20 protein-coding genes are annotated in these 22146 nt (G+C 63.4%); 13 read left to right on the plus strand and 7 right to left on the minus strand.

Annotated elements, in window-relative coordinates:
- Positions 1-23: 23 nt before the first annotated feature.
- Positions 24-1127 (minus strand): sulfite oxidase, encoded by a 1104-nt coding sequence (locus J3A64_RS20450; RefSeq protein WP_210065655.1) that lies wholly within the window; start codon positions 1125-1127, stop codon positions 24-26.
- A 163-nt stretch (positions 1128-1290) separates the two neighbouring features.
- Positions 1291-2325 (minus strand): aldo/keto reductase, encoded by a 1035-nt coding sequence (locus J3A64_RS20455; RefSeq protein WP_011776381.1) that lies wholly within the window; start codon positions 2323-2325, stop codon positions 1291-1293.
- A 295-nt stretch (positions 2326-2620) separates the two neighbouring features.
- On the opposite strand from J3A64_RS20455, the gene J3A64_RS20460 reads away from it, so the two are divergent.
- Positions 2621-3112, plus strand: a complete 492-nt coding sequence (locus tag J3A64_RS20460) for a flavin reductase family protein (RefSeq protein ID WP_210065657.1) — start codon at positions 2621-2623, stop codon at positions 3110-3112.
- Between the two features lie 4 nt (positions 3113-3116).
- Here the strand turns inward: J3A64_RS20460 and J3A64_RS20465 are convergent, their stop codons facing one another.
- Positions 3117-3980 carry a hypothetical protein gene (locus J3A64_RS20465; RefSeq protein WP_011776379.1) on the minus strand — a complete coding sequence of 288 codons (864 nt, stop codon included), beginning with the start codon at positions 3978-3980 and terminating at the stop codon, positions 3117-3119.
- 136 nt (positions 3981-4116) lie between these two features.
- Between J3A64_RS20465 and J3A64_RS20470 the strand changes: the two genes are divergently transcribed.
- The gene (locus J3A64_RS20470; protein ID WP_210065659.1) at positions 4117-4572 is read left to right on the plus strand and encodes a YchJ family protein; all 456 of its coding nucleotides are present in this window, start codon (positions 4117-4119) and stop codon (positions 4570-4572) included.
- A 120-nt stretch (positions 4573-4692) separates the two neighbouring features.
- Here J3A64_RS20470 and J3A64_RS20475 read toward each other — a convergent pair whose 3' ends face one another.
- Together J3A64_RS20475 and J3A64_RS20480 are read right to left on the minus strand one after the other, a co-directional pair.
- Positions 4693-6657 (minus strand): acyl-CoA dehydrogenase family protein, encoded by a 1965-nt coding sequence (locus J3A64_RS20475; RefSeq protein WP_011776377.1) that lies wholly within the window; start codon positions 6655-6657, stop codon positions 4693-4695.
- 61 nt (positions 6658-6718) lie between these two features.
- Complete coding sequence (locus J3A64_RS20480; protein ID WP_011776376.1) at positions 6719-7021, minus strand: hypothetical protein; 303 nt, start codon at positions 7019-7021, stop codon at positions 6719-6721.
- A 313-nt stretch (positions 7022-7334) separates the two neighbouring features.
- On the opposite strand from J3A64_RS20480, the gene J3A64_RS20485 reads away from it, so the two are divergent.
- Genes J3A64_RS20485 through J3A64_RS20495 form a run of 3 tightly spaced genes read left to right on the plus strand, consistent with a single transcriptional unit; the run spans position 7335 to position 13163 of the window.
- The gene (locus J3A64_RS20485; RefSeq protein ID WP_043470754.1) at positions 7335-8792 is read left to right on the plus strand and encodes a DUF3375 family protein; all 1458 of its coding nucleotides are present in this window, start codon (positions 7335-7337) and stop codon (positions 8790-8792) included.
- Entirely contained in the window at positions 8785-9687 is a 903-nt protein-coding gene (locus J3A64_RS20490) for a DUF4194 domain-containing protein (protein WP_014923003.1), read from the plus strand. Before J3A64_RS20485 ends, J3A64_RS20490 begins: the two co-directional genes overlap by 8 nt.
- Positions 9684-13163, plus strand: a complete 3480-nt coding sequence (locus J3A64_RS20495; RefSeq protein ID WP_210065660.1) for an ATP-binding protein — start codon at positions 9684-9686, stop codon at positions 13161-13163. Before J3A64_RS20490 ends, J3A64_RS20495 begins: the two co-directional genes overlap by 4 nt.
- 78 nt (positions 13164-13241) lie before the next feature.
- On the opposite strand, the gene J3A64_RS20500 is transcribed toward J3A64_RS20495, so the two are convergent.
- Complete coding sequence (locus J3A64_RS20500) at positions 13242-13736, minus strand: FBP domain-containing protein (protein WP_210065661.1); 495 nt, start codon at positions 13734-13736, stop codon at positions 13242-13244.
- Between the two features lie 507 nt (positions 13737-14243).
- Here J3A64_RS20500 and J3A64_RS20505 point away from each other — a divergent pair.
- From J3A64_RS20505 to J3A64_RS20535, 7 genes are all read left to right on the plus strand, one after another.
- Entirely contained in the window at positions 14244-15314 is a 1071-nt protein-coding gene (locus J3A64_RS20505; RefSeq protein WP_011776371.1) for an iron-siderophore ABC transporter substrate-binding protein, read from the plus strand.
- Positions 15315-15319: 5 nt separating this feature from the next.
- Positions 15320-16435, plus strand: a complete 1116-nt coding sequence (locus J3A64_RS20510) for an iron ABC transporter permease (protein ID WP_210065662.1) — start codon at positions 15320-15322, stop codon at positions 16433-16435.
- Positions 16432-17541, plus strand: coding sequence for an iron chelate uptake ABC transporter family permease subunit (locus J3A64_RS20515; RefSeq protein ID WP_210065663.1), 1110 nt, complete (start codon positions 16432-16434; stop codon positions 17539-17541). The genes J3A64_RS20510 and J3A64_RS20515 overlap by 4 nt, the downstream gene beginning before the upstream one ends.
- Position 17542: 1 nt before the next feature.
- A complete protein-coding gene (locus J3A64_RS20520; RefSeq protein ID WP_210065664.1) occupies positions 17543-18367 on the plus strand; it encodes an ABC transporter ATP-binding protein in 825 nt (274 codons plus the stop codon).
- The gene (locus J3A64_RS20525; protein ID WP_210065665.1) at positions 18364-19419 is read left to right on the plus strand and encodes a siderophore-interacting protein; all 1056 of its coding nucleotides are present in this window, start codon (positions 18364-18366) and stop codon (positions 19417-19419) included. Before J3A64_RS20520 ends, J3A64_RS20525 begins: the two co-directional genes overlap by 4 nt.
- A 257-nt stretch (positions 19420-19676) precedes the next feature.
- On the plus strand, positions 19677-20513 hold the full coding sequence (locus J3A64_RS20530) for an SGNH/GDSL hydrolase family protein (protein WP_210065667.1): 837 nt from the start codon (positions 19677-19679) through the stop codon (positions 20511-20513).
- Entirely contained in the window at positions 20510-21328 is an 819-nt protein-coding gene (locus J3A64_RS20535; protein WP_210065669.1) for an SGNH/GDSL hydrolase family protein, read from the plus strand. Before J3A64_RS20530 ends, J3A64_RS20535 begins: the two co-directional genes overlap by 4 nt.
- Here the strand turns inward: J3A64_RS20535 and J3A64_RS20540 are convergent.
- Positions 21304-21591: a YciI family protein gene (locus J3A64_RS20540; protein ID WP_011776364.1), complete on the minus strand. Its 288-nt coding sequence runs from the start codon at positions 21589-21591 to the stop codon at positions 21304-21306. The genes J3A64_RS20535 and J3A64_RS20540 overlap by 25 nt on opposite strands.
- A 68-nt stretch (positions 21592-21659) precedes the next feature.
- Between J3A64_RS20540 and J3A64_RS20545 the strand changes: the two genes are divergently transcribed.
- Positions 21660-22139, plus strand: coding sequence for a MarR family winged helix-turn-helix transcriptional regulator (locus J3A64_RS20545; RefSeq protein ID WP_011776363.1), 480 nt, complete (start codon positions 21660-21662; stop codon positions 22137-22139).
- Positions 22140-22146: the final 7 nt, after the last annotated feature.

Raw genomic sequence — 22146 nt, forward strand, 5'->3', positions numbered from 1 at the left:
TGTAGCGCGCAGTCCATCCCAAACTACCGCACCGTCACCTCAACCACTTGCGCCATGTTGTTTCCGATGCCCTGGTAGTTCCACACCTGTTCAGTGGGCTGCAGGGCGCCGGACGTATCCATCGCCCGGCACCGCAGCACGTGCTCGCCGGGGCTGGCGACCCACACCATGGACCACCGCCGCCACGCGAAATCACCCAACGGCGGATCCACATGCGCGGGCATCCACTCGCCGTCGATCCCCACTTCGACACGTTCAACGTCGCCGTGCCCGGACCATGCGCGCCCGTGCAGCATCACGGGACCGGCATCCACTACGCGTCGCCGGGTGTAGAAGTCCGGAATGCCGGGCGGAATCATCAGGGAGCGGACGCGAATATGGGACACGGGTATGCCTGGCCCGTCTGGACCTTGGAGGTAGTGGTACGCGACGGCCTGCTGGAAACCCATGAACCGCGACGTCACAGCTTCGATCGACGTCAACCACTTCACACTGGCCATGCCATACCAACCTGGGACCAGAAGCCGTAAGGGGAAGCCGTGCTGTTTGGGCAGCGGGTTGCCGTTCATGGCGTAGACCAGCATGACTTCGGGATGCATGGCTTCCGCCACCGAAAGGCAGCGCGCGTAAGGCTCTTCGACGCCGCCCTGAATGCCGTTGTCGGCACCGGTAAAGACAAGTTCGACGGCGTCACTCGCCAGGCCTGCTTCCTCCAGCAAGGGTGCCAACGGGGTTCCGGTCCACTCCGCCGTGCCCACCGCGCCGAGAACCCAGGGTTGGCTGACGGGGCGGGGCTGCAAAAGTGACCTGCCGTTTCCTGCGCATTCCAGGGTGACGGGCATGGTGACGGCGGGCCGGGCTTTGATGTCCTCAAGGCTCAGCTCGAGGCTCCGATTAACCGCGCCACTGAGCCGCAACCGCCATGTCTCAGCGGAAACGTGGGGGATATCGAAGTGAATCAGCAGGTAATGCAGCCCGGCCGGCGTGATGTCGTCGTGTAGGGCCTCAAGGGGCATGGAGTGGTTCCGCCCGGAGAGTTGCAATTCCTCGTGCGTGAGCGGACCTTGGGTTGGCTGCCCGGGGTTGGCGGCTTTCGATGCTCTTTGTTTGACATGGTGCTTGGACATGGGGCGGCGGCGTTCTACTGGAAGCTGACGCTGCGGAGTGCCGCAGCACTTAGGTCAAGGATCACGCCGCGGCCGAACCCGCGTCAATAGCCTGTTGTGAGGCCTGCTATGCGCGCTAATGCGTGCCGAGAGCGTGCAGAGCGGGCCTCACAACGGAAGGGGGCTACCGGCGTCGTAGTTCCGGGTACTCGAGGTGGGGTGCAACAGTGCCGGCGTCGCGCTCCAGGAAGTTCACGGCTGGGGCCACGATGTCGTCGATCTCGTCCAGGATGGACTCGCTCAGCACCACGTCTGCTGCTTTCAAGTAGTCCGTCAGGTGCTCTTCCGTGCGGGGGCCGATGATCACGCTGGTCACGGCAGGGTGGTTCATGGCGAACGCAACGGCAAGCTGGATGAGGGTCAAACCATGGCGGGCCGCGAGCTGCGCCAAAGCGTCGGCGGCGTGCAGCTTGCCCTGGTTGAACGGTGCGTTTACGTCGAATCTGCCGGGAAGGGCGGAGAAGCGTGAACTCTCCGGTTGGCCCCCGCCAACGCGGTAACCGCCAGCCAGCCACCCGCCGTCGAGCGGTCCGTAACTCAAAACCCCGACGCCGTACTGCTGGGTGATGGGGAAAACGTCGCGTTCGTTGGCGCGCACCAACAGCGAATAGGGAACCTGGTCCACAACGGGCGGGGTCAGGTGGTTGGTGTTCGCGATCCACTGGGCCTCAACAAGCTGGGCGGGGCTGAACACGGACGTGCCGTAGTAGAGGATCTTGCCCTGCCGAATGAGGTCGTTGAGGGCAGTGATGGTTTCCAACAAATCAGTGTTGTAGTCCGGGCGGTGCGCTTGGTAGAGGTCAATCCTGTCCGTATTCAGCCGCCGCAAGCTGTCCTCCACAGCCCGGACGATCCACCGGCGCGAGTTTCCCGCGTGCGCCGGGTTGGAACCCATCTGGCCATGGAACTTGGTGGCCAGGAAGACGTCGTCGCGACGACTGTGGATGGCTTGGCCAACCACGGTCTCGGCCTCGCCCTGCGAGTAGATATCAGCGGTATCAACGCTGGTGATCCCGGCATCGAGGGCTGCCTTGATGATGCGAATGCTTTCGGCGGGACCCGTGGGTGCGGCGCCTGTGCCGAAATTCAGGGTGCCCAATGTGAGGGGGCTGATCAGGGCGCCAGTGCGTCCAAGCGTTCGTAGCTCGTTGAGGCTCATGTCGGCTTCCTGTGGTGGGACTGTGCTGGTGGGACTGCGCTGGTGTCCAAGCCTGCATCTGCGGCCATGGACTGGATGTTCAATCGAGGCTACACACGGCCGCCGGAGGCATAAACGCAAATGGTAGAAGTTCTTCGTTTTTCGTCTTGCGAGGTAATGGAAGAGGCCTTACTTCGCGACATTTCTTGACATGCGGCAACACAAATGTCTTTCGAATCAACAAATATTGCCGTTCCCGGAAGCAGGTGAATTATGGGAAAGGAACTCAGGCTACGCACGATTAGGGGACAGCGGAATGACACAGACCACAGTGGAAGAAACGGCGGCCATCAAGGCAGCATTTGCCCAGTTTCCGTCTGGAGTTGCGGCGTTCAGCGCGATGGTGGATTTCACGCCGGACGCTCTGGTTGCATCGTCCTTCACGGTGGGGGTTTCACTGGAGCCGCCGTTGGTGATGTTCGCCGTGCAGAACTCTTCCACCACTTGGCCGAAGCTCCGCCAGGCGCAGCGGCTTGGCGTTTCGGTGCTCGCCGAGGGCCAGGAAGCGGCGGCGCTCCAGCTGGCGTCCAAAACGCGCGACCGTTTTGCCGGGCTGGACACCAGTGTGAGCGACTCAGGTGCAGTGCTGATCGACGGTGCGGTGCTGGGTTTCGAATGCGAAATTGTGTCCGAGACGCCGGCCGGTGATCATGCGATCGTTGTGCTGGAGGTCAAGGCCACCACCATCAATCTCGAATCCAAACCATTGATCTACCACGGTGCTGCGTTTAGGCAGTTGGCAGCCTAGGCATCTAGGAGTTGCGGCTGGCGCCGCTAAGCGAACCTTTGCGAATCGGGCTCGGAGTCTTTCCATTCTTGGAAGTGTCCGGGCCTGGTTTCTTTGCCCCATTGCCCGGGGCCGGGCTCTTGGTTGCGCCGGATTGCGTGGGTCCACTGTCCGGCCTCTTTGGCGGGAAGTCCGGACGCTTGGGAGCCGGAGTTTTGCCGTTGGACGACGGCGTGGGCTCGTCAAGGTCGCGGACGGTGACCCTGATGGCCGGTGGCTGTTGCGCTTTGGCGCGTGCGGCAGCCCGTTCGTCTGCTTCTGCAACGGCGTCCGCCCAGTCCTTCGCGAGCACAGGCGGTTCCTTGGCGGCCGCAACAACGATCGGATGGTGGGCGGTCTGATGTTCCACCACTGATTTGACCTCCGCCGGTTTCGGCAGATTGCGGGGGTCGACTTTAGCCTTCCACGCGCCTTCCTTGAGGGCGGAAGTGGCACCCGAGAGCCGTCGTCGGACATCTGCCAGGAGGTCGCGTTTCGGCGCGGCGGGCGCGGCAGCAGCAACTTGCGGGTTAACGGCAGCAGGTTCCGGTGCGGCAGGAGCAGCGGTCACGAAAGCAGGCTCCGGCGCCGCAGAAGGCACGGAATCGTCCTCGGCAGCCACGGGATCAGTCACATGTGCCGGGTGCTGAGGGAGGTGAACGATGGGCGTGGTGTCCTTCTTGGGGAAAATCCCAATCATCGCCAGGAGAATGATCGACAGTAGCCGCCCAACTCCGGCAATCACCAAAGTGATGATGATGATCAACCCGAGACCCAGGAACATGAGGACCGCGAGTCCGAGTGTGCCCAAATACGTCAGGTTGATGGCGAGTGTTGTCGGATCCTCCACGTTAGCCTCCCCTGGCCGTCGTTTTGTGATGCGCCCAATGCCCACCCAGCTTGCATATATAGCCTAAGGTCCAGCACCGACGGAATCACGCCCCGCCCCACCCTCTGGCGGGGTTGTTTCAAAGCTGTTATGTGGCGTGGGAAAATATGTTGCCCAGCTCTCATTTCCAGCCTCAGATTGGGACCTCGTGACCCCTGACTTAGCCCGACTCCGCAACGGCGCTTGCCCCTGCCTCTCCGGCGAACAGTACGACGATTGCTGCGGACGCTACCACCGCGGCGACGCTGACGCCCCGACGTCCGAGCAGCTCATGCGCTCCCGGTATTCGGCTTTCGTGGTGCTGGACCCGGGCTACCTCCTGCGCACCTGGCACGCCTCCACCCGTCCAGCGTCCATGGATCTCGATTCGGACTTGGAGTGGCGCCGGCTGGACATCGTCTCCACATCCAACGGTGGTCCTCTGGACACGACGGGAACAGTGGAGTTCGCTGCGCACTACAGGCTCGACGGCGAACGCGGCGTTCAGCGCGAAATCAGCCGTTTCGTGCGGGAGGACAAGCGTTGGTTCTATGTGGACGGGGACGTGCGTTAGTGGCGTTCCTTCCCAGTTGCCTCCATATTGCCGGGCGCCGATCACGGTAGTTCCGCGGCCTGACCTGTCAAAGTCACGGTGTTCCCCGCACTAACTGGGAAGGAATACAGCGGGAAGGCGTTACCTGTAGTTGCGGTGCAGGTTCTCCTTGGTTGAAGCGCCCGGCGAGGCATCGCCGATCCATGGGCCGGTTCCTTCGGACTGGTCCAGGACACCGGCTTCCAACCAGGCGTAATCGCCGGCGAGGACCTTGCGCGAAAGGTCGTGGTCGCCGTCGTCAGTATTCCTCCACAGCTGATCGAAGTATTCGTCCACGCGCACCCGCGCCTGTTCGCAGAACGCCTCAGCCAGCTCGTACGCTGTGGCGCCTTGTTCAGGATGAGTCCGGAGCAGCATCTCCGCCCGCGCACAGCTGGCTGCCATGGCGAACAGTTCAGCACCGATGTCCACGATCCTGCCCAGGAACGCCTGCTTGTGCTCAAGTTTGGCCTGCCACCTGCCCATGCCGTAGAAGGTTTGCCGGGCCAGTCGCCGCGACGACCTCTCCACAAACCGAAGCTGCTTGCCTAAGCGCCCGAACTCCGCATAGGACCTGGGATCCATGCCAGCGCCAGCTACGAGTTTGGGGAGCCAGCGAGCGTAGAAGCCCGAGGCCCCGACGGCGGCCCTCGCCTTGTCCTGCAGGCTCGCATCCGCTGAGGCGAGGTCTCCCGCGGCGGCAAGGTGTGCGTCCACGGCTTCGCGAGCGATGAGGAGTTTCATGATCTCGCTGGAGCCCTCGAAGATCCGGTTAATGCGAAGGTCGCGGAGAAGTTGCTCAGCCGGGACTGCGCGTTCGCCCCGGGCTTCCAGTGAGTCGGCCGTTTCGAAGCCCCGGCCGCCGCGGATCTGCACCAGTTCGTCTGCGATCCGACAGCTCAGTTCCGTAGACCACAGTTTGGCCAGGGCGGCCTCGATCCGGATGTCTTTCAACCCGGCGTCGGCCATCTCGGCGGACAGTTCAAACACGGCCTCCAACGCGAAAGTGGTTGCGGCGATGAACGCGATCTTCTTGCCCACGGCCTCGTGTTTGCCCACGGGACGGCCCCACTGCGTCCTGGCGTTGGACCATTCGCGGGAAATTTTCAGGCTCCACTTCCCGGCGGCAACGCAGAGGCCGGGTATGGAAAGCCGTCCAGTGTTCAACGTGGTGAGGGCAATCTTGAGGCCTTGGCCTTCGCGGCCCAGCCGGTTGGCGGCGGGAACCCGGACCTGGTGGAAGCGGGTCACGCCGTTCTCGATCCCGCGCAGGCCCATGAATGCGTTGCGGTTTTCCACAGTGATGCCGGGGGAGTCCATCTCCACAACGAACGCGGAGATGCCGCCCTTGTGCTCGGTGCCGTCGGCATCGCTGTGTGAAGGCACCCTGGCCATCACCACCACGAGTTCGGCGATCACGCCGTTGGTGGTCCACAGTTTCACGCCGTCCAAAAGGTAAGAGGCGCCGTCGTCGGACAGTACGGCAGTGGCGCCCATGCGCGCGGGGTCACTGCCGACGTCGGGCTCTGTCAGGAGGAAGGCTGTAATGGCGCCGGCTGCGCAACGCGGCAGGTATTCCTGCTTCTGCTCTGATGTGCCGAATTCCTTCACGGGCTCCGGAACCCCGATGGATTGGTGGGCGGAAATCAGGGCGCCCAGGCTCGGATGAACCGACCCAAGAAGTGCAAGTGCGCGGCCGTAATAGACCAAGGACAAGCCCAATCCGCCATATTCCCGCGGTATTTTCATGCCGAAAACACCCAGGTCCGCGAGCCCTTTCAGGTATTCGTCCGGAATTTTGGCGTCGCGCTCGATCACGCGGCCGGACATGGTTTTGGCGAAGGCGAGGAGTTCGGCCATGAACTCCTCGCCCCGCTGAACATCGTCTGTTTTGGCTTGCGGCCAAGGGTGGATCAAACTGAGGTCGAAGCTACCCAGATAGAGGCCCTTGGCGAAGCTGGGCCGGTTCCATTCTGTTTCGCGCGCGGCTTCGGCGACGGCGCGCGCTTCCTCTGCGGTGGCGTTGACGCTTGCGGCGGCGAGACTGTTGTCAGTGGCGGACGTCATGGGATAACTCCTCTAGCCGGTGTTGCCGGATGGAGCCAGGGTCCGCCTTAGGTGCGAACCTTCAGCTGTCCCTCAATGCTACCCGCGAGTAGCTACCCGTGCTAGGGGAAACCTGCGGCTGGAATTCCGCCGGAATTTCCACCTGTCCGGCGTGGTGAACCACTCGGTCCCACGCAAAGTTAATGCCGTGGACCAGGCCACCCAGCACCGCCTTAACGGAATACCAGGCAATGCCCATTGCTCCGATGAGAATAATTGTTGCCATTGCTGCGGCGGCGATAAAAGCCACCAGAATTGCAGCGAAGACCAGCGTTCCAATGAATACGTAAGTGGCTGTTTCAAGCGCAGTGAAGTCGAAATCCATGGTTCCCCCCGGGGCGACGGTGCGTGGGTTGACGCGGCGTGGCTGCGTCGATGATCTGACACTAGGGGCGGGGGTACTTTCCGGCTAGTGCAGAAGCGCGCCGTGGCAGCGTTGATATGGGATCGAAACCATACCGCACGGTAGGTTACGGAATGGTTGCGGCGGGCAAGCTTCCGGCGGGCACGACGACGGCTCGTGAGGCGCGCTCGACGGCACCTTCGCCCTGCCGGTGGCCCGCGCGACGCTCTGCGTTAACCTTGTACGGGGCAGTTTTCGCTGCCAGCCAGGTTTCGCAGCAGCTGAAGGAGAGTAGTTGTCCCGTTCAGCCATGTCCTCGGCCGATGCCATTAGCGCGCGGCTCCGTGACCTCGAACAGTTGACCAGGGGCCCCGCGTGGGCCCTGACACGGTCGGCGCCGTGGGTGATCGCGGTGCTGCAAGCATCCTTCACCCGCACCCGGCCGCAGCTTCCTCTGGAAGAGTTCCATGCCGACGTCGACGCTTTCCTGGAGCAGCTCCGAAGGCAGGACCCGGCGCTGGGTGGCCAGCAGAACGGCAAGCTCTTTGGCGACGAATGGACCCGGAAACAGTTCCTGACCCGGCGCAACCAATCAGGTCAGATCGTTTACGAAGTCACCGAACCCGCGGCTCGTGTGCTTGCGTTCCTGGACAGCCTCTCCAGCGAGCGTTCCACTCTGAACGGTTCCCGGCTGGGCACGCTGCTGGGCGACGTGGAGAAGCTCGCCAACGAGACCAACCCTGACCAGAGCGCACGACTGGAAGCCCTCGAAGAGGAAATCCAGGAGCGCCAGCAACTGGTGGAAGACATCAGTTCCGGCGAGTTCGACGGGCTCCTGGATGATGAGGAAGCCGTTGAAGCGGCCGGCAACATCCTTGACCTCGCGGCCAGCCTGCCTGCCGACTACAAGAAAATGCGTGACCGCATCGAAGAACTGGTGGGCGAGCTCCGCAACCAGATCATCGAAGAATCCCTGAGCAAGGGCGCCACCATGGCCCAGGTTCTGGAAGCCGACAAGCGCCTGCGGCAGAGCCCGGAAGGCCGTACCTTCCGCTCATTCACCGCTTTCCTGGAGGATCCGCAGCAGCAGTTGCGGTTCCGCTCGGCGATCGGCGAGGTACTGAGCCGGCAATTCGCGGACGACCTCAGCCACGAGGACCGCGAAACGCTGAAAAACCTGGTTGCCGAACTGCGCACCCAGCACAGCCAGATCCAGCGCATCTACGGCAAGCTTTCCGAAAGCCTGAACACTTACATCCAGAGCGACGACGTCCGGCAATCAGTCAGCCTGCGCAAGGTGCTGGCCGAAGCCGAACAAGCCATCCGATCCATGCCCTACGAACGTGACCGCCCCGGCCTGGTCCGCGGGCCCGTGCTGTTCAACGCCGGGTTCGAGTCGTTGGCCATGGTCAAACTCTTCGACCCCGACGAATTTGCCACACCCCCGCGCCTGGCCGATCCCATCGCCTTCAGCGACTCGGACCGGGTGCGGTCAGCGCGCACCGGAAAAGCAAAACCCGCGGTGGTTCGGGCAGCCATGGCCGGTGCAGCCACGCTGGGCGACGCCTGGGAAAACCTGCCCGCCGAAGAACGGCACATCAACACTGTGCGAACCCTGCTGTCCATGGCGCTGCAAACGGGCGCCGCCTTCGACAGGGCCGCATGGGAACACATCGACTTCGAACAAATCGACGGCAGCATCCGCACGGCGTACTTGCCTGTCGTCTCGCTGAATGAGGATTCTGATGACTGAGGAAATCACGACGACGGACGTCACCGAAGCGGAACAAGTCACCGAAGCGGTGGCTGAAGTCGGTGTCGAGGCTGAGCCGGCTCCCGAGGTCAGCCACGCGGATCCGTTCCGCATTACTCCGCGGGACACCTTCGTGGACGGCGCCGCGCTCTTCCCCGGCGACACTGGTGTGCTGCCCATGAAGGTGCGGCATGCACTGGTGAAACTGCTGAAGGGGCCCTACATCGACGGTGGCCGCGACGAGAAACTGTGGACCACGCTGCTGGACAACCAACTGATCCTCCGCAGCCGCCTCTCCGAGCTGTTCCTCACCCTCCAGCTCGATCACGACCGCAAAATCGCGGTCCTTCGCCCCGTGGACCCGGAAGTCATCGGCGCCAGCTCCCGCTCCAGCATCCTCAGGCAGCAGCGCGCCCTGAGCCGCGTGGAAACCATTGTGTTGCTGCGACTACGCCTCCTGCTGGACCGCCACGTCACAGCCCAAACAGACCCGACCATCACCCGCGAAGAAATCTCCGACCTCGTCGCCAACTACACACCCGCGGGCCAACAAGACGCCCTCCGCGACTCCGACGTGGTCACCCGCACCATCACCAAACTCCTGGCACGCCAACTCATCCTCCCCACCCCGCTGGACGACACGTACACCATCAGCAACGCCCTCCCTCTGGCCCTCCCGTTCGAAAACATCGGCGACATCCCGGCCCAAATAGAGGCCCTGATAGCAGTAGCAGCTGACGAATCCGGAACAGAACCGTTGCTGGATCTCGACTCCTCCGACTCCAACCAACCCAACCCCTCAGGTGATGACGTGGACGACGACCCTGAAGGTGACGACCGCGCTGACGTAAGCACCGCCGCGGACGCAACCACGACTGACGGGACACAGAAGTGACCATCGCAAGCATGCTCCCGCTCGGCGAGCTCACGAACCCCGGCCAGATGCGCCTCGCGTTGGTGCAGGTGGTCAACTGGGGCACGTTCCATGGAGCCCACACCATGCACGTGGACCGCAAGGGAACCCTCCTGACCGGTAACTCGGGCGTGGGTAAGTCGACTCTCTTTGATGCGATGCTCCGCGTTTTTGATGCCCGCCCGCGCTCCAACGAGGCCGCTGCACAGCGTTCCGGCGGTGCTGTGGAGGACAAGAGGACCACGTTCACGTACATGCGCGGCAAGGTTGGTGATAAGGCGGTCGGAGACAGCTCGGCGAGTGCCTTCCAGCGCCCCGGTGCCACGTGGTCCGCCGTCGCGTTGACGTTTGATAATGCGGCCGGCACGAAGGTGACGGTGTCGGCGCTGTTCGACTTGCCGAAGAATGGCACGGAGTCGAGTGTCGGGCGTTTTTATGTGATCGACAGCAAGCCGTTGGACCTTGAAGCGATCGAGGGGATTGCGCAGAAGCGGTTCACCAAGGGCGCGCTGGAGTCGATCTTCCCGGACGGGCAGGTCTTCGATGTGCACAAGGCGTTCGCGGAGCGCTTCCGTCGCTTGCTCGGGATCAACTCGGACCAGGCACTTCCTTTGCTTCGCGTGATCCAGGCCGGTAAGGGCTTGGGCGGCAGCGTGAATACGTTCTTCCGCGATCAGGTGCTCGACGCTCCGGCCACGTTGGCTGCCGCTGATGATGTGGTGGAAGAGTTCAGCAACCTGATGTCCATCCGGCAGAGGTTGGAAGACGTTCGGCAGCAGCGTGACCAGTTGGCTCCGGTTCCCGGGTTGAACAAGGAGTACGCGCAGGCGTTGCTGGACGCGAACCGCCTCCGGGAGCTGGCCGGGGAGGAATTTGAGGCCTACAAGCAGCAGCTTGCGGTCACAGTCCACGCCAAGACGCTGGCCCGTTTCAAGGAGTTGGCCCAGTCCAAGGCCCAGGAATTGGCGGCTGAGCGCACAGTGCGGGACGCCTTGTCCAAAGACCTCCGTGACCTTGAACTGGATTACAACAACCGCGGCGGCAACGCGATTTCGGCGATTGAGCAGTCGTTGGAGAACGCCAAGGTTGGCCTGAAGCTGCGCCAGCAGGTTGAGGATTCGGCCAAGAAGGCGTTGGCCGACGCCGGACTTAACCTTGAATGGTCGGCCGAGGGCTGGGATCAGGCGCATGAGCAGGCAGCTGCCCGCTCGGCCGAGTTGAAGGACGATTCGGAAGCGCTCAAGGAGCTTCGTTTCGAGGCGTTCGACGGCCATGCCACGAAGAAACGAGAGCTTGCGGCGGCTCAGCAGGAGCTGTTGTCGTTGCGATCGCGCAAGTCCCTGCTGCCGCCGTCGAGTATTGAAAACCGCGCCGCCATCGCAGCCGCAACAGGCGTCCCGGAAGAGCGGATGCCGTTTGGCGGTGAGCTGATCGACCTCGCCGAAGGGCAGGATCAGTGGCGTCCCGCTGCCGAACGGGCGTTGCGCAACCTCGCTACCACTTTGCTGGTTCCCGGCGAGCACTTCGCGGCGGTCACCCGTTACTTGAACGACAACACCGTCCGGGGCGCGCTGCGCGCTGTTGATGTTTCCAAGCCACTCGCCGGCGGTGCGCTGGCTGTGGAGGACGTGTCCGACGGCGATCTCTTGACTAAGTTGAGCATCCTTACCTCGGGTGCCAATGCCGACGCCGGTGAGTGGATCCGCGAGCGGATCGCCTTGGACTTCGCCTACCCGTGTGTCGAGGATCCGGATGAGCTTGCCTCGATGGACAAGGGCCTGAGCCTGGGTGGCGTGGTCAAACGCAACAGGCACACTGTGGAGAAGGACGACCGGTTCACGAGCCGGCAGGATTACGTCCTCGGTTTCGATAACGCCTCCAAGCTTGAACTGGTCGCCGCGCGAGTGGGGGAGCTGGAAAACGAGCTCGTCAAGGCCGCGGAACTTGCACAAAGCCGCGAGGATTCGCACCAAGGCATGGCCCGGCAGCTCGAAGCTCTGCGTCGCGTCGCTGAAGACGAACGGCCCTGGGAACAAGTGTCCGCAGCCGTGGCCGCGGACGAACTTGCTCGAATCGAACAACGCCTGACGGATGCTTTGGCCGCGCAGGCGGACCTTGAGCCGTTGCGTGCCAACATCGAAGCCGTGCGCGAAAAGCACCAGTCCTCCACAGGCGCCGCCGCTGTGCTCCAGAGCGAGTACAAAGCGCTGGACCACAAGATGACAACCGCTGACGGCCTGCTCGATGCGGCGAGGCTGAAGCTTGAGCAGACACCGCCGTCGGCTTCCACCGTCACCGCGCTGGAACCGTACTTCGGTGGTGCCGCTGAGGTTTCCGAGCTGTACGAACTCGACAACTTGGCCAACAGTGTCCGCAACAAGCTGCTCGACGAGCTGCACGCCGCGGAATCGCGCGGCCAGGCCACAGCCGAACGATTGACCCGTATGTTCGAAGCATTCGTTCGCGACTGGGGAAGCGCCATCAGCGCGGACCACGGAACGTCGATCGGCGCGGCCGGGGACTTCGAATCCCGCTACCACGCGATCGTGAGTGACGGCCTACCCGCCCAAGAGGCCGAGTTCCGGTTGTTCTTCAACCAGCGCACGCACGAGTCGTTCAGCACGCTCCTGCATTTGCTGGATGAGGAGCGCCGCAGCATCACCAGCCGCATCCTGCCGCTCAACGGCATCCTGTCCCAGGTGAACTTCCATGAGGGCAGCTTCCTGGAACTGGACATCAAGCAGACGCTCCCGGCCACGGCCAAGCAATTCAAGGATGCGATCCAAAACGCCCTGAAGGCGAAGCACACCAGGCCCTCGCGTGCCGCCGCCGCTGGTTCAACGGCAGAAATCGACGACGACGCCGAGCTCACTGCGCGCTATAAATCGTTGGAGACCCTGGTGAAGCGGCTCGGATCCCAGACGCCGGAGGATCGGCGCTGGCGGGCTGAGGTGCTGGACGTCCGCGGGCACCTGTTCATTCAGTGCAAGGAACACCGCGAGGTAGCCCCGAAATCGGGCAAAGCCGGTGGCTCCGGCAAAGCAGGCAAGAAGAAGACCGATGTCTTCATGCACGCCGATACCGGGTCCATGTCCGGCGGTGAGCGCCAGCGTTTCACGGCGTTCATCATGGCCGCTGCGCTGAGCTACCAGTTGGGCATCGCCGAGCAAGGATTCACCACTTACGGCACGGTGATGATGGACGAGGCGTTCGTGCTGGCTTCCGAAGAATTCGCCGGCGCCGGCATCAAAGCACTCCACGAGTTCGGGTTCCAGTTGCTGCTGGCCGCTCCGGAGAACGTCATTGACCTGTCGAGGCACCTTGGCTCCGTCACTGAAATCCTCCGGGACAAGCGCACCAACCGCTCGGGAGTGCTCACGGCTCCAGTCATTGCCGGGCCAGGCGAGCCCGGGGCGTGGCGGTCGGAGGCAAACCCCGTGGACATCGTCCTGCGGTAGGGTCCGTGGCACCCAACTGACTGGCAGTAGTGGTTGTTCTGAGCCCTCATGACAACCACTACTGCCAGCTACATTGGCCTACTTGGCGCGGACGCGGTCCAGGAACTGTTCGGTCCTGGATTCCAGTCCTGCGATGTGGCGAACGACGACGGCGGCCGGGTCCGGGTTGATCTCGTTGGCGGGCGGTTCCTTGCGCACGTTGGCGCTGCAGCCGAAGTCGGCGCAGATCAGTGTCCCCACTGTGTTCCCGTCCTTGCCGGATTGCCCGGCCTTCTTGGCGACCCACAGGTAAACGTCGTCCTTGGAGAACACGTCGCGGCACAGTTCGCAGAGGACTACGCGCCTCTTCCCGGACCCGCCTTCAGGAGCACGGAGCATGATCCCGGTGAGCTTGCCCCGGTACTGAACCACGAGGTAGCCGCGCTGGGGCATTTTCTCGTCGCGCCAACCGAGGAACTCCAAGTTGTCCCAGTCCAGGGAGTCGAAGTCGCGGGGGAGGTTCAGCTTGGCGGCCTCGGAACGACTGGCGTTAATGAAGGACGAACGGATCTGTTGGGCAGTGATTTTCTGCATGGCAAAGCTTCTTTCGGAAATGGTCGACGTCCGCAGGCTGATGATGGGCGTGCGGGAAATGGCTGAAGGCGTCGGTCATCCGAGGAAGGAAAGCGGCACAGCTTTGAGGCCCTCAATAAGGGGCGGGTGCCTGGAAACCTAAAAAGATGCCGACGCGCGGGGGAGTGCCAAGCAGGCCAAAGCGGCCACCTCGCCAACCATGGCTGCGGCAACTGGAACAGTGCGCACGCTCATCCCCTCGTCATTATCCAAAGAAGCGGTAGTCCGCTGCCGCTAATACTTTCAAAACTTCCGGGCAGATGTCCACTGAGAGAGGGTCCGGCTGAAGGGCGTGGGACGTGAGAGAGGGTCCGGCTGAAGGGCGTGGGATGTGAGAGAGGGTGTGACCTGCGTCATGCTGGACGGTTATCCGCCCCAGTGGGAGGATTACGTGACGCAAACGTTTCTTAATTATCGGCAGGCTAGGCTAGCCTTACTTAGGTTCGCATCACTTACTTAAGGAGTCCCGTGGCTTCCCTTCTCCCACGCCGCGCCCTGCTGAAAACAGCAGGAACCGCGACGGCCGCCCTGGCCGCCGTCGCTCTTTCCCTCACTGGCTGCTCCACCGGCCCCTCCACCTCGGCTCCAGCCTCTTCCGAGGCAGCATCCGCGGCTTTCCCGGTGACCATCAAGAATGTTTTTGGTGAGACCACCATCAAGGAACAGCCCAAGCGCGTAGTTACCGTCTCGTGGGTCAATGATGACGTCGCGATCGCCTTGGGCGTTGTCCCCGTTGGTGTTCCGAAGAACGAGTGGGGCAACAACGACAAGGGCTCAACACCTTGGAAGGACGCAGCACTGGAGAAGCTCGGCGCCGGTTTTGGCACCGACAAGGCTCCGGTCCAGTTCTCCGAGGCTGACGGCATCAACTTCACCGAGATCGCAAAGCTCAGCCCGGACGTTATCCTGGCCGCATATTCGGGCCTGGAAGAGGCTGATTACAAGAAGCTCAGCGAAATCGCCCCCGTTGTGGCACAGCCGGAGCTCGCTTTTGGTACGCCATGGCAGGAAAGCACCACCATCATCGGCAAGGCCCTCGGCAAGGAAGCCGAGGCCAAGAAGCTGATCGAGGACACCGAGGCCACCATCCAGGACAAGGTCTCCAAGTACCCGCAGATCAAGGACAAGACCTTCATCTACGGCAACCTCGATCCAGTGACGCCTGCTTCCACCGGCTTCTACACGGCCATCGACAACCGCCCGCGCTTCCTCTCCGAAATCGGCATGAAGCTCGCTCCCGTGGTTACGCAGAACACCAAGACGTCCACGGACTTCTTCATCCCGTGGTCCGCTGAGAAGGCCAACGAGCTCGATTCCGATGTCTTCATCACCTGGGTCGCGGACACTGCCACCGCCGACACCATCAAGGCTGACCCGCTCTTCAGCCAGATTCCTGCCGTCAAGAAGGGCTCCTTCATCGCTGACACGAACTCGAGCCTTACCTTGTCGCTCTCCGCTTCATCGCCGCTGAGCCTGCCGTGGGCATTGGACACGTTCCTGCCGCAGCTGGGCGCAGCAGCAGACGCAGCCGGCAAGTAACTGCAATGAAACTGAGTACGACGACGGCAGTCCAGGGGCGGGGCAACGGCACTTCGGTGTCGGCTGGCCCGGGAGGCGTCACCCCTGGCGCCGTGGGAACCCGAAGGGGAACCGGTTCCCGAGGCGCGGCAGGCAAGCGCACCGCTTGGCTGCTGGCCGCCGTCGTCGTACTCGCAGCAGTTTGCGTCGCATCCCTGGCGGTCGGCGCACGGGGGCTGCCCCTTAGTACCGTTTGGGAAGCACTCACCAACTTCAATCCGGCAGATGGTAACCACGCGGTGGTCATCGCCCGGATTCCCCGCACCGTGCTGGGCCTGCTCGCCGGCGCCGCACTAGGCTTGGCGGGCGCAGCAATGCAGGGCGTGGCCCGTAACCCACTGGCCGATCCCGGCATCCTGGGACTCAATGCCGGTGCTGCCCTTGCTGTCGTCGTGGGGATCTACGTTTTCGGCATCGGCTCGCTGTCCGGCTACATCTGGTTCGCTTTCATCGGCGCCGCAGCGGCCGCCGTCGTGGTTTATGCCATCGCATCCAGGGGACGCGACGGTGCGACGCCGGTCAAGCTCGCCTTGGCGGGTGCGGCCCTGAGCGCCGGCCTGTTCTCCCTGATGAACGTCATCCTGGTCTCCAGCCAGGACACCTTTGACCGTTTCCGGTTCTGGCAAGTGGGCACCGTTGGCGGACGTGACTGGTCCGTCCTCCTACCCGCGCTGCCGTTCCTCGCAGTCGGGGCCGTGATTGTCCTGGCCGGCGGTCGCATTTTGAACAGCCTGGCCCTGGGCGACGACATTGCCCGCGGCCTCGGCCAAAACGTCACCCTGGCCCGCAGCATCACCGGGTTGGGAATCGTGCTGCTCTGTGGATCCGCCACTGCCGTGGCCGGACCCATCGCCTTCCTCGGCTTGGTCATTCCCCACGCTGTCCGCTCGCTGACCGGGCCGGACTACCGCTGGATCCTGCCGTTCTCCGCCGTTGCGGCCCCCATCCTGCTGATTACCGCCGACATCATCGGCCGCGTGATCCTTCTCCCGGGCGAAGTCCCTGCAGGCATCATGACCGCGATCATTGGGGCCCCGGTCTTCGTCTGGCTCATCCGCCGCGGAAAGGGGGCTGGACTGTGACGACTGTTCACAAACTCCCCACCGAGTTGGCACTTAATGCCAATGATGCGGGCAAACATGGTCATCAATTGTCACTTCGGCGCGTGCTGAGCCCAACGTTTTTCCTCGGGCTCGCCGTCATCGTCATGTTCGCGGTCTACGTGCTCCTGGGCAGCTACACCGTGACCATCCCGGACTTCTTCACCATCGTCATCAACCACCTGACCGGCGGCGAGAAAATCCCCGGCGCCAGCTTCATCGTGATGGAACACAAGCTGCCCCGGGCAGTCGTTGGAACCATGATCGGCATCGCCTTCGGCCTGGCCGGCGCCCTGTTCCAGACCATGCTGCGCAACCCGCTGGCCAGCCCGGACATCATCGGCATCAGCTACGGCGCCAGCGCGGCGGCCGTAACGGCAATCGTGATCTTCGGTGCCTCCGGAGCGGTAGTTTCCTGGGCCGCCCTTGGCGGAGCGCTCGGCGTCGCGGCCATCATCTACGCGATCTCCCGCAACGGCTCGGGCGCGGGCGGAGGCAGCCGGGGCAACGCCGCAGGCAACCGCCTGATCCTTGCAGGCGTTGGCATCGCTGCTGCACTTCACGCAGTGGTCAACTTCCTTATGACCCGTGCGGACATCCGCACCGCAGCCGACGCCCTCATCTGGCTCAACGGCTCCCTGAACTCCTCCAACTGGGAGCGCGCAGGCGTCCTCGGAGTCTCCTTGCTGGTCCTGCTCCCCGCCGTCATTGCCCTCGCCGGCCCGCTGCGCATCCTCGAACTCGGAGACGACGCAGCCGCGGGCCTTGGCATCAAGGTCAACGCCGCCCGGCTGGGACTGGTGCTGACCGCCGTCGGGCTTGCCGCCGTCGCAACTGCTGCCGCCGGTCCGGTGGCGTTCGTTGCTTTCCTCGCCGGCCCGATTGCCCGCCGCATCGTCCGCAAACCCAGCCTCCCGGCGTCGGCCCTCACCGGTGCGCTGATCGTACTGATGGCCGACTTCCTCGCCTCCAACATCGCCCCCGTCATCCTCGACGGAACCGTCCTCCCGGTCGGCGTCATCACCGGCGCCCTCGGTGCACCCTTCCTGCTGTGGCTGCTGGTCACGTCGAACCGAAAGGAAGCCTGACATGGCCATCCTTAATGCCCAGGACCTGACGCTCCAATACGAGGCACGCAAGGTTGTGGAGGGACTCTCCACCGAAATCCCCGAAGGCAAAGTGACCATGATCGTGGGCGCCAACGCCTGCGGCAAGTCCACCCTGCTGCGCGGTCTTTCGCGGCTGCTCAAGCCCGCCCGCGGCACGGTGACCTTGGACGGCAAGGACATCCACACCCGGCCCGCCCGCGAACTCGCCCGGACACTCGGCCTCCTGCCGCAGCACCCCACCGCTCCTGACGGCATCACCGTCCGGGACCTCGTAGGCCGCGGCCGCTACCCCCACCAAGGCTTCTTCCGCAGCTGGAGCGCAGCCGACGACGCCGCGGTGCAGCGCGCGCTCGACGCCACCTCCACGCTGGAACTCGCCGACCGCAGCATCGACGAACTGTCAGGCGGGCAACGCCAACGGGTTTGGATCGCCATGGCACTGGCGCAGGAAACCGACGTCCTGCTGTTGGACGAACCCACCACGTACCTGGACCTTGCCCACCAAGTGGAAGTCCTGGACCTGATCACGGACCTCAACCGAAGCCGCGGCACCACGGTGGCGATCGTGCTCCACGACCTCAACCTCGCCGCACGCTACGCAGACCATGTCATCGCCATGAAAGGCGGGTGCATCGTGGCCGAAGGTCCGGCGCCGGTGGTGGTGACGGAGGAACTGGTCTTCAACGTTTTCGGCCTGGAATCCCGAGTGGTTCCGGATCCCATCTCAGGCACACCGCTCATCGTCCCCATCGGACGCCACCACGCACGCCCCGCTTCAACCAACGAACTGGAGATCGCCTCATGAGTGCACAACCAACACAGGCCAAAGCAAGTGCCGCCGTGGAGCCCATGACCCTCGCCTTCGACGTCACAGTGACGGCCGTGCAGGAGCTCAGCCCCAACTTCCGCCGGATCACGTTTGGTGGCTACTCACTGCGAGACTTCGGCGTTGCAGGGGACACTTTGGACCTCCGCGTGAAGCTGATGATCCCGTCCTTCGACGCCTCCGGCCAGCAGATCCCGCTGCCTCCGTTCAAGATGGAAGAAGCCGGTTGGTACCAGGAATGGTTGGCCATGGACCCGTCCGTCCGTGGTGACATGCGCACCTATACCGTGCGCTCTGAGCGTCTCGACGCCGTCTACCCCGAGATCGACATCGACTTCGTCATGCACTTCGACGACGCCGGCCACGGTGGACCCGCCGCCAATTGGGCCAAAGCAGCCAAGCCCGGCGACGCCCTGACCATCATCGGCCCCAACAACCGCGCAGCCCAGTGCACCACGGCCGGTGCCTACGGCGGTATCGAATGGCGTCCGGGCCTCGCCCAGCGCATACTCCTGGCCGGCGACGAAACCGCCGTCCCCGCCATCAGCGCCATCCTCGAAAGCCTCCCCGCCGACATGACCGGGCACGCCTTCCTTGAGGTACCAGAAGCCGGCGACTTCCAAGACCTCTCCACCGAAGCCGACATCGAAATCACCTGGCTCGCACGCGGAGCTGCCATCGGACGCTCCCGTCCCCACGGCGAACTCCTCAAAGAAGCCGTAACCAAGGCAGTTCCTGTGCCCGGCTGGGTAGGCATCAAGGGCGACGGGACCGCCGCCGGACCCGAACCCGAAGACGTCAACGTGGACCAGGACATCCTCTGGGAAACCCCGCAGCGCATGGATACCGCAGCCATCGAAGCCAGCAAAAACCCCACCCTTCCCGCCGGCGCCCTGCCGTTCTACGCATGGATCGCCGGAGAAGCGTTCGTGATCAAGGAAATGCGGCGGTACCTGGTGCGGGACGTTGGCATTGACCGCAAGCAGGTTGCGTTCATGGGTTACTGGCGACGAGGCAAAGCTGAGGGCTAAGCCCCGCTGCATCGTTGAGTCGCCGCAGTTTGACGGCCGGGTGGCGCCCATCCTCGGCGTGCTGTTCCTTCGTCGCTTTGACGCACGCTGCCGGATGCCCGCCACCCGGCCTTCCGACGCTCTCTCACTTCCCTCGGGTTTGGTGCGGACGCTCTCTCACTTCCCTCGGGTTTGGGGCGGACGCTCTCTCACTTCCCGTTTTGCTTGTTCACTTTGGGTTGGCTCCGGTGTAACCGGGGGCGGGTAGCGTCGTTGGGGTGCGGGAGGAATTCGGGGGCGGGAGTAAAGCTCGACGGCGGTATGTCGCCATCGGTGATTCCTTCACCGAAGGCGTGGGGGACCCGAGCAAGGTCCTGCCGAACGGGGTCCGCGGATGGGCCGACCGGGTTGCCGAAAAGTTGGCCAAGGCCCAGCCGGGCTGGGAATACGCCAACCTGGCAGTGCGCAGCAAGAGGCTCCGGCACGTCATCGACGAACAACTCGAGCCCGCCATGGCCATGGAACCAACGCTCATTACGCTCTACGCAGGCGGTAACGACATCCTCGATTTCGGTACCGATATGGATGCTCTCCTCAAAGACTACGAATTGCTCGTCGCGCGCCTGAGCGAAACCGGGGCAACCTTGGTCCTGTTTACCGGGTTCGACGTGAAGGTGTCGGCCGTCTTGGAACCCTTCAAGAAACGCAACACCCTCTACAACCAGAGAGTCCGCGACATCGCCGCCAAATATGGCGCAATCCTGGTGGACTACTGGTGCTTCGATGCCTATAAGGACTCCCGGATGTGGGCACCGGACCGGCTCCACATGTCCAAGGCGGGCCACAAGTACTTGGCCGCCCAGGTGCTGGACCACCTCAACGTCCCGCACAAGATCTCCCCGAAGGAATGGGACCCGCCCACGCGCATGTCCATGCGCGAATGGGAGCGCCGGCAGCGCCGCTGGGTCAACGACTGGGTGGTCCCGCTGTTCGGACGCAAACTTCGCGGTGTCACGCTGGGGGATTCCGTCAGCCCGCGCTGGCCGGAACCCGTGAAAGTTCCACGCAAGGGTGGCCTGAAAAAGCTCATGGAGGACCGGGAGACAACGCAGTGAAACACCAGATCCGGTTCGTGGCGCTTGGCGACTCCTTCACTGAGGGCGTCGGCGACAACGATCTCCGGCTCCCCAACAACTGCCGGGGCTGGGCGGACCGGGTGGCCGAAGAACTGGCAAGGGACAACCACACCACCCGATACGCCAACCTGGCCATTCGCGGGCGGCGTCTCCAGCGGATCATCGATGAACAAATCGAGCCCGCCCTCGCCATGAATCCCACGCTGGTCAGCTTCTACGCCGGCGGGAACGACCTCCTCATGGCAAAACTCAACATGAACAAGCTCATCGGGGACTACGAGGATGCCGTGCGGCGCCTCAAAGCCAGCGGAGCCACGGTCCTGCTCTTCACCGGTTACAACGTTCCGTTGTCTCCCCTGCTGGAACCACTCAAAGTGCGTACTGCCATCTACAACCGCCAGATTCGGCGTATTGCAGCGACGTATCAGACGCTGCTGGTGGACTATTGGTGCTTTGAGAAGTTCCAGGACCCGCGACTCTGGGCACCCGATCGCCTGCACATGTCCAGTCCCGGGCACAGCTACATGGCCAAGAAAGTCCTTGAAGTCCTCGGGGCTCCGCACTCGCTCCAATCACCAACGCTCGCCGCGCCCCGTCCGCGGACCCGCGCCGAAAACATCGCCGACGACGTCGCCTGGCTGAGGCGCGACGTCGGGCCTTGGCTGTCGCGTCGGTTCCGCGGCGTCTCGAGCGGCGACCGTCTGGGGGCGCGCTGGCCGGAGCTCATGCCGGTGGTGCTGCCGGAACGGCTGGGAACAAGCCGCGCAATTCAGCTATCGAGCAGGTTTTCGTAACCCTCGGCCACGCTGGTAGCCGTGAATTCAATGATCTCGAACTCCGCCACGCCATTGCTGTAGAACGGGTCCTTGGCCAGCGAGGCATCCAACGTGGCCCGGTCCACTTTGGACAGCAGCACGCCTCCCGTGGCTGGGACGCGACGTCCGGACGCAAGGAAGATGCCGCCGTCGAACGCGTCCTTAAGCCAGGCCATGTGGCCCGGGCGGTGGAAATCGACAATTTCGTCGGGAACTTTGTAGGTCAATGAGACGACAAACATGCCGCCAGCCTATCGCCTGAGCCGGGGCCGCGACCTAAGGAAGTAGCGAATTCTCATAAGATGGAGGCATGACTCAACCCCGCTGGCTGAATGCCGACGAACGCCGTGCTTGGCTGGCCCTGCTGAGCATCAACACCTTGCTCCCCTCGGCGTTGGACACCCAGCTTCAGTCGGCCGGCAAACTGTCCCTGTTCGACTACAACGTGCTCGCTATGCTCTCCGAAACCGAGGGCCGGTACCTCCCCATGAGTGAGCTCGCCGCGCGCACAAGTGCCTCCTTGTCGCGCCTTTCCCACGTGGTCACCAAACTGCAGAAGCGCGGCTGGGTGGAAAGGCAGGCGCACCCCGGCGACGCCCGCGTGACCGTTGCCCACCTGACGGACGCCGGCATGTCCACCATCGTGTCCCTCGCCCCGGGCCACGTGGAATCCGTGCGCACCTTGATGCTCGATTCGCTCAGTCCCGAGGACGTAGCCGACCTTGCGCGCATCGGCGAAAAAATCGTTGCCCGTTTGGACAACAACCACTGGATCCTGCGCGACTCCTAGCCCGCCC

Source organism: Pseudarthrobacter sp. PvP004, assembly GCF_017876035.1.
Lineage (GTDB): Bacteria > Actinomycetota > Actinomycetes > Actinomycetales > Micrococcaceae > Arthrobacter > Arthrobacter aurescens_A.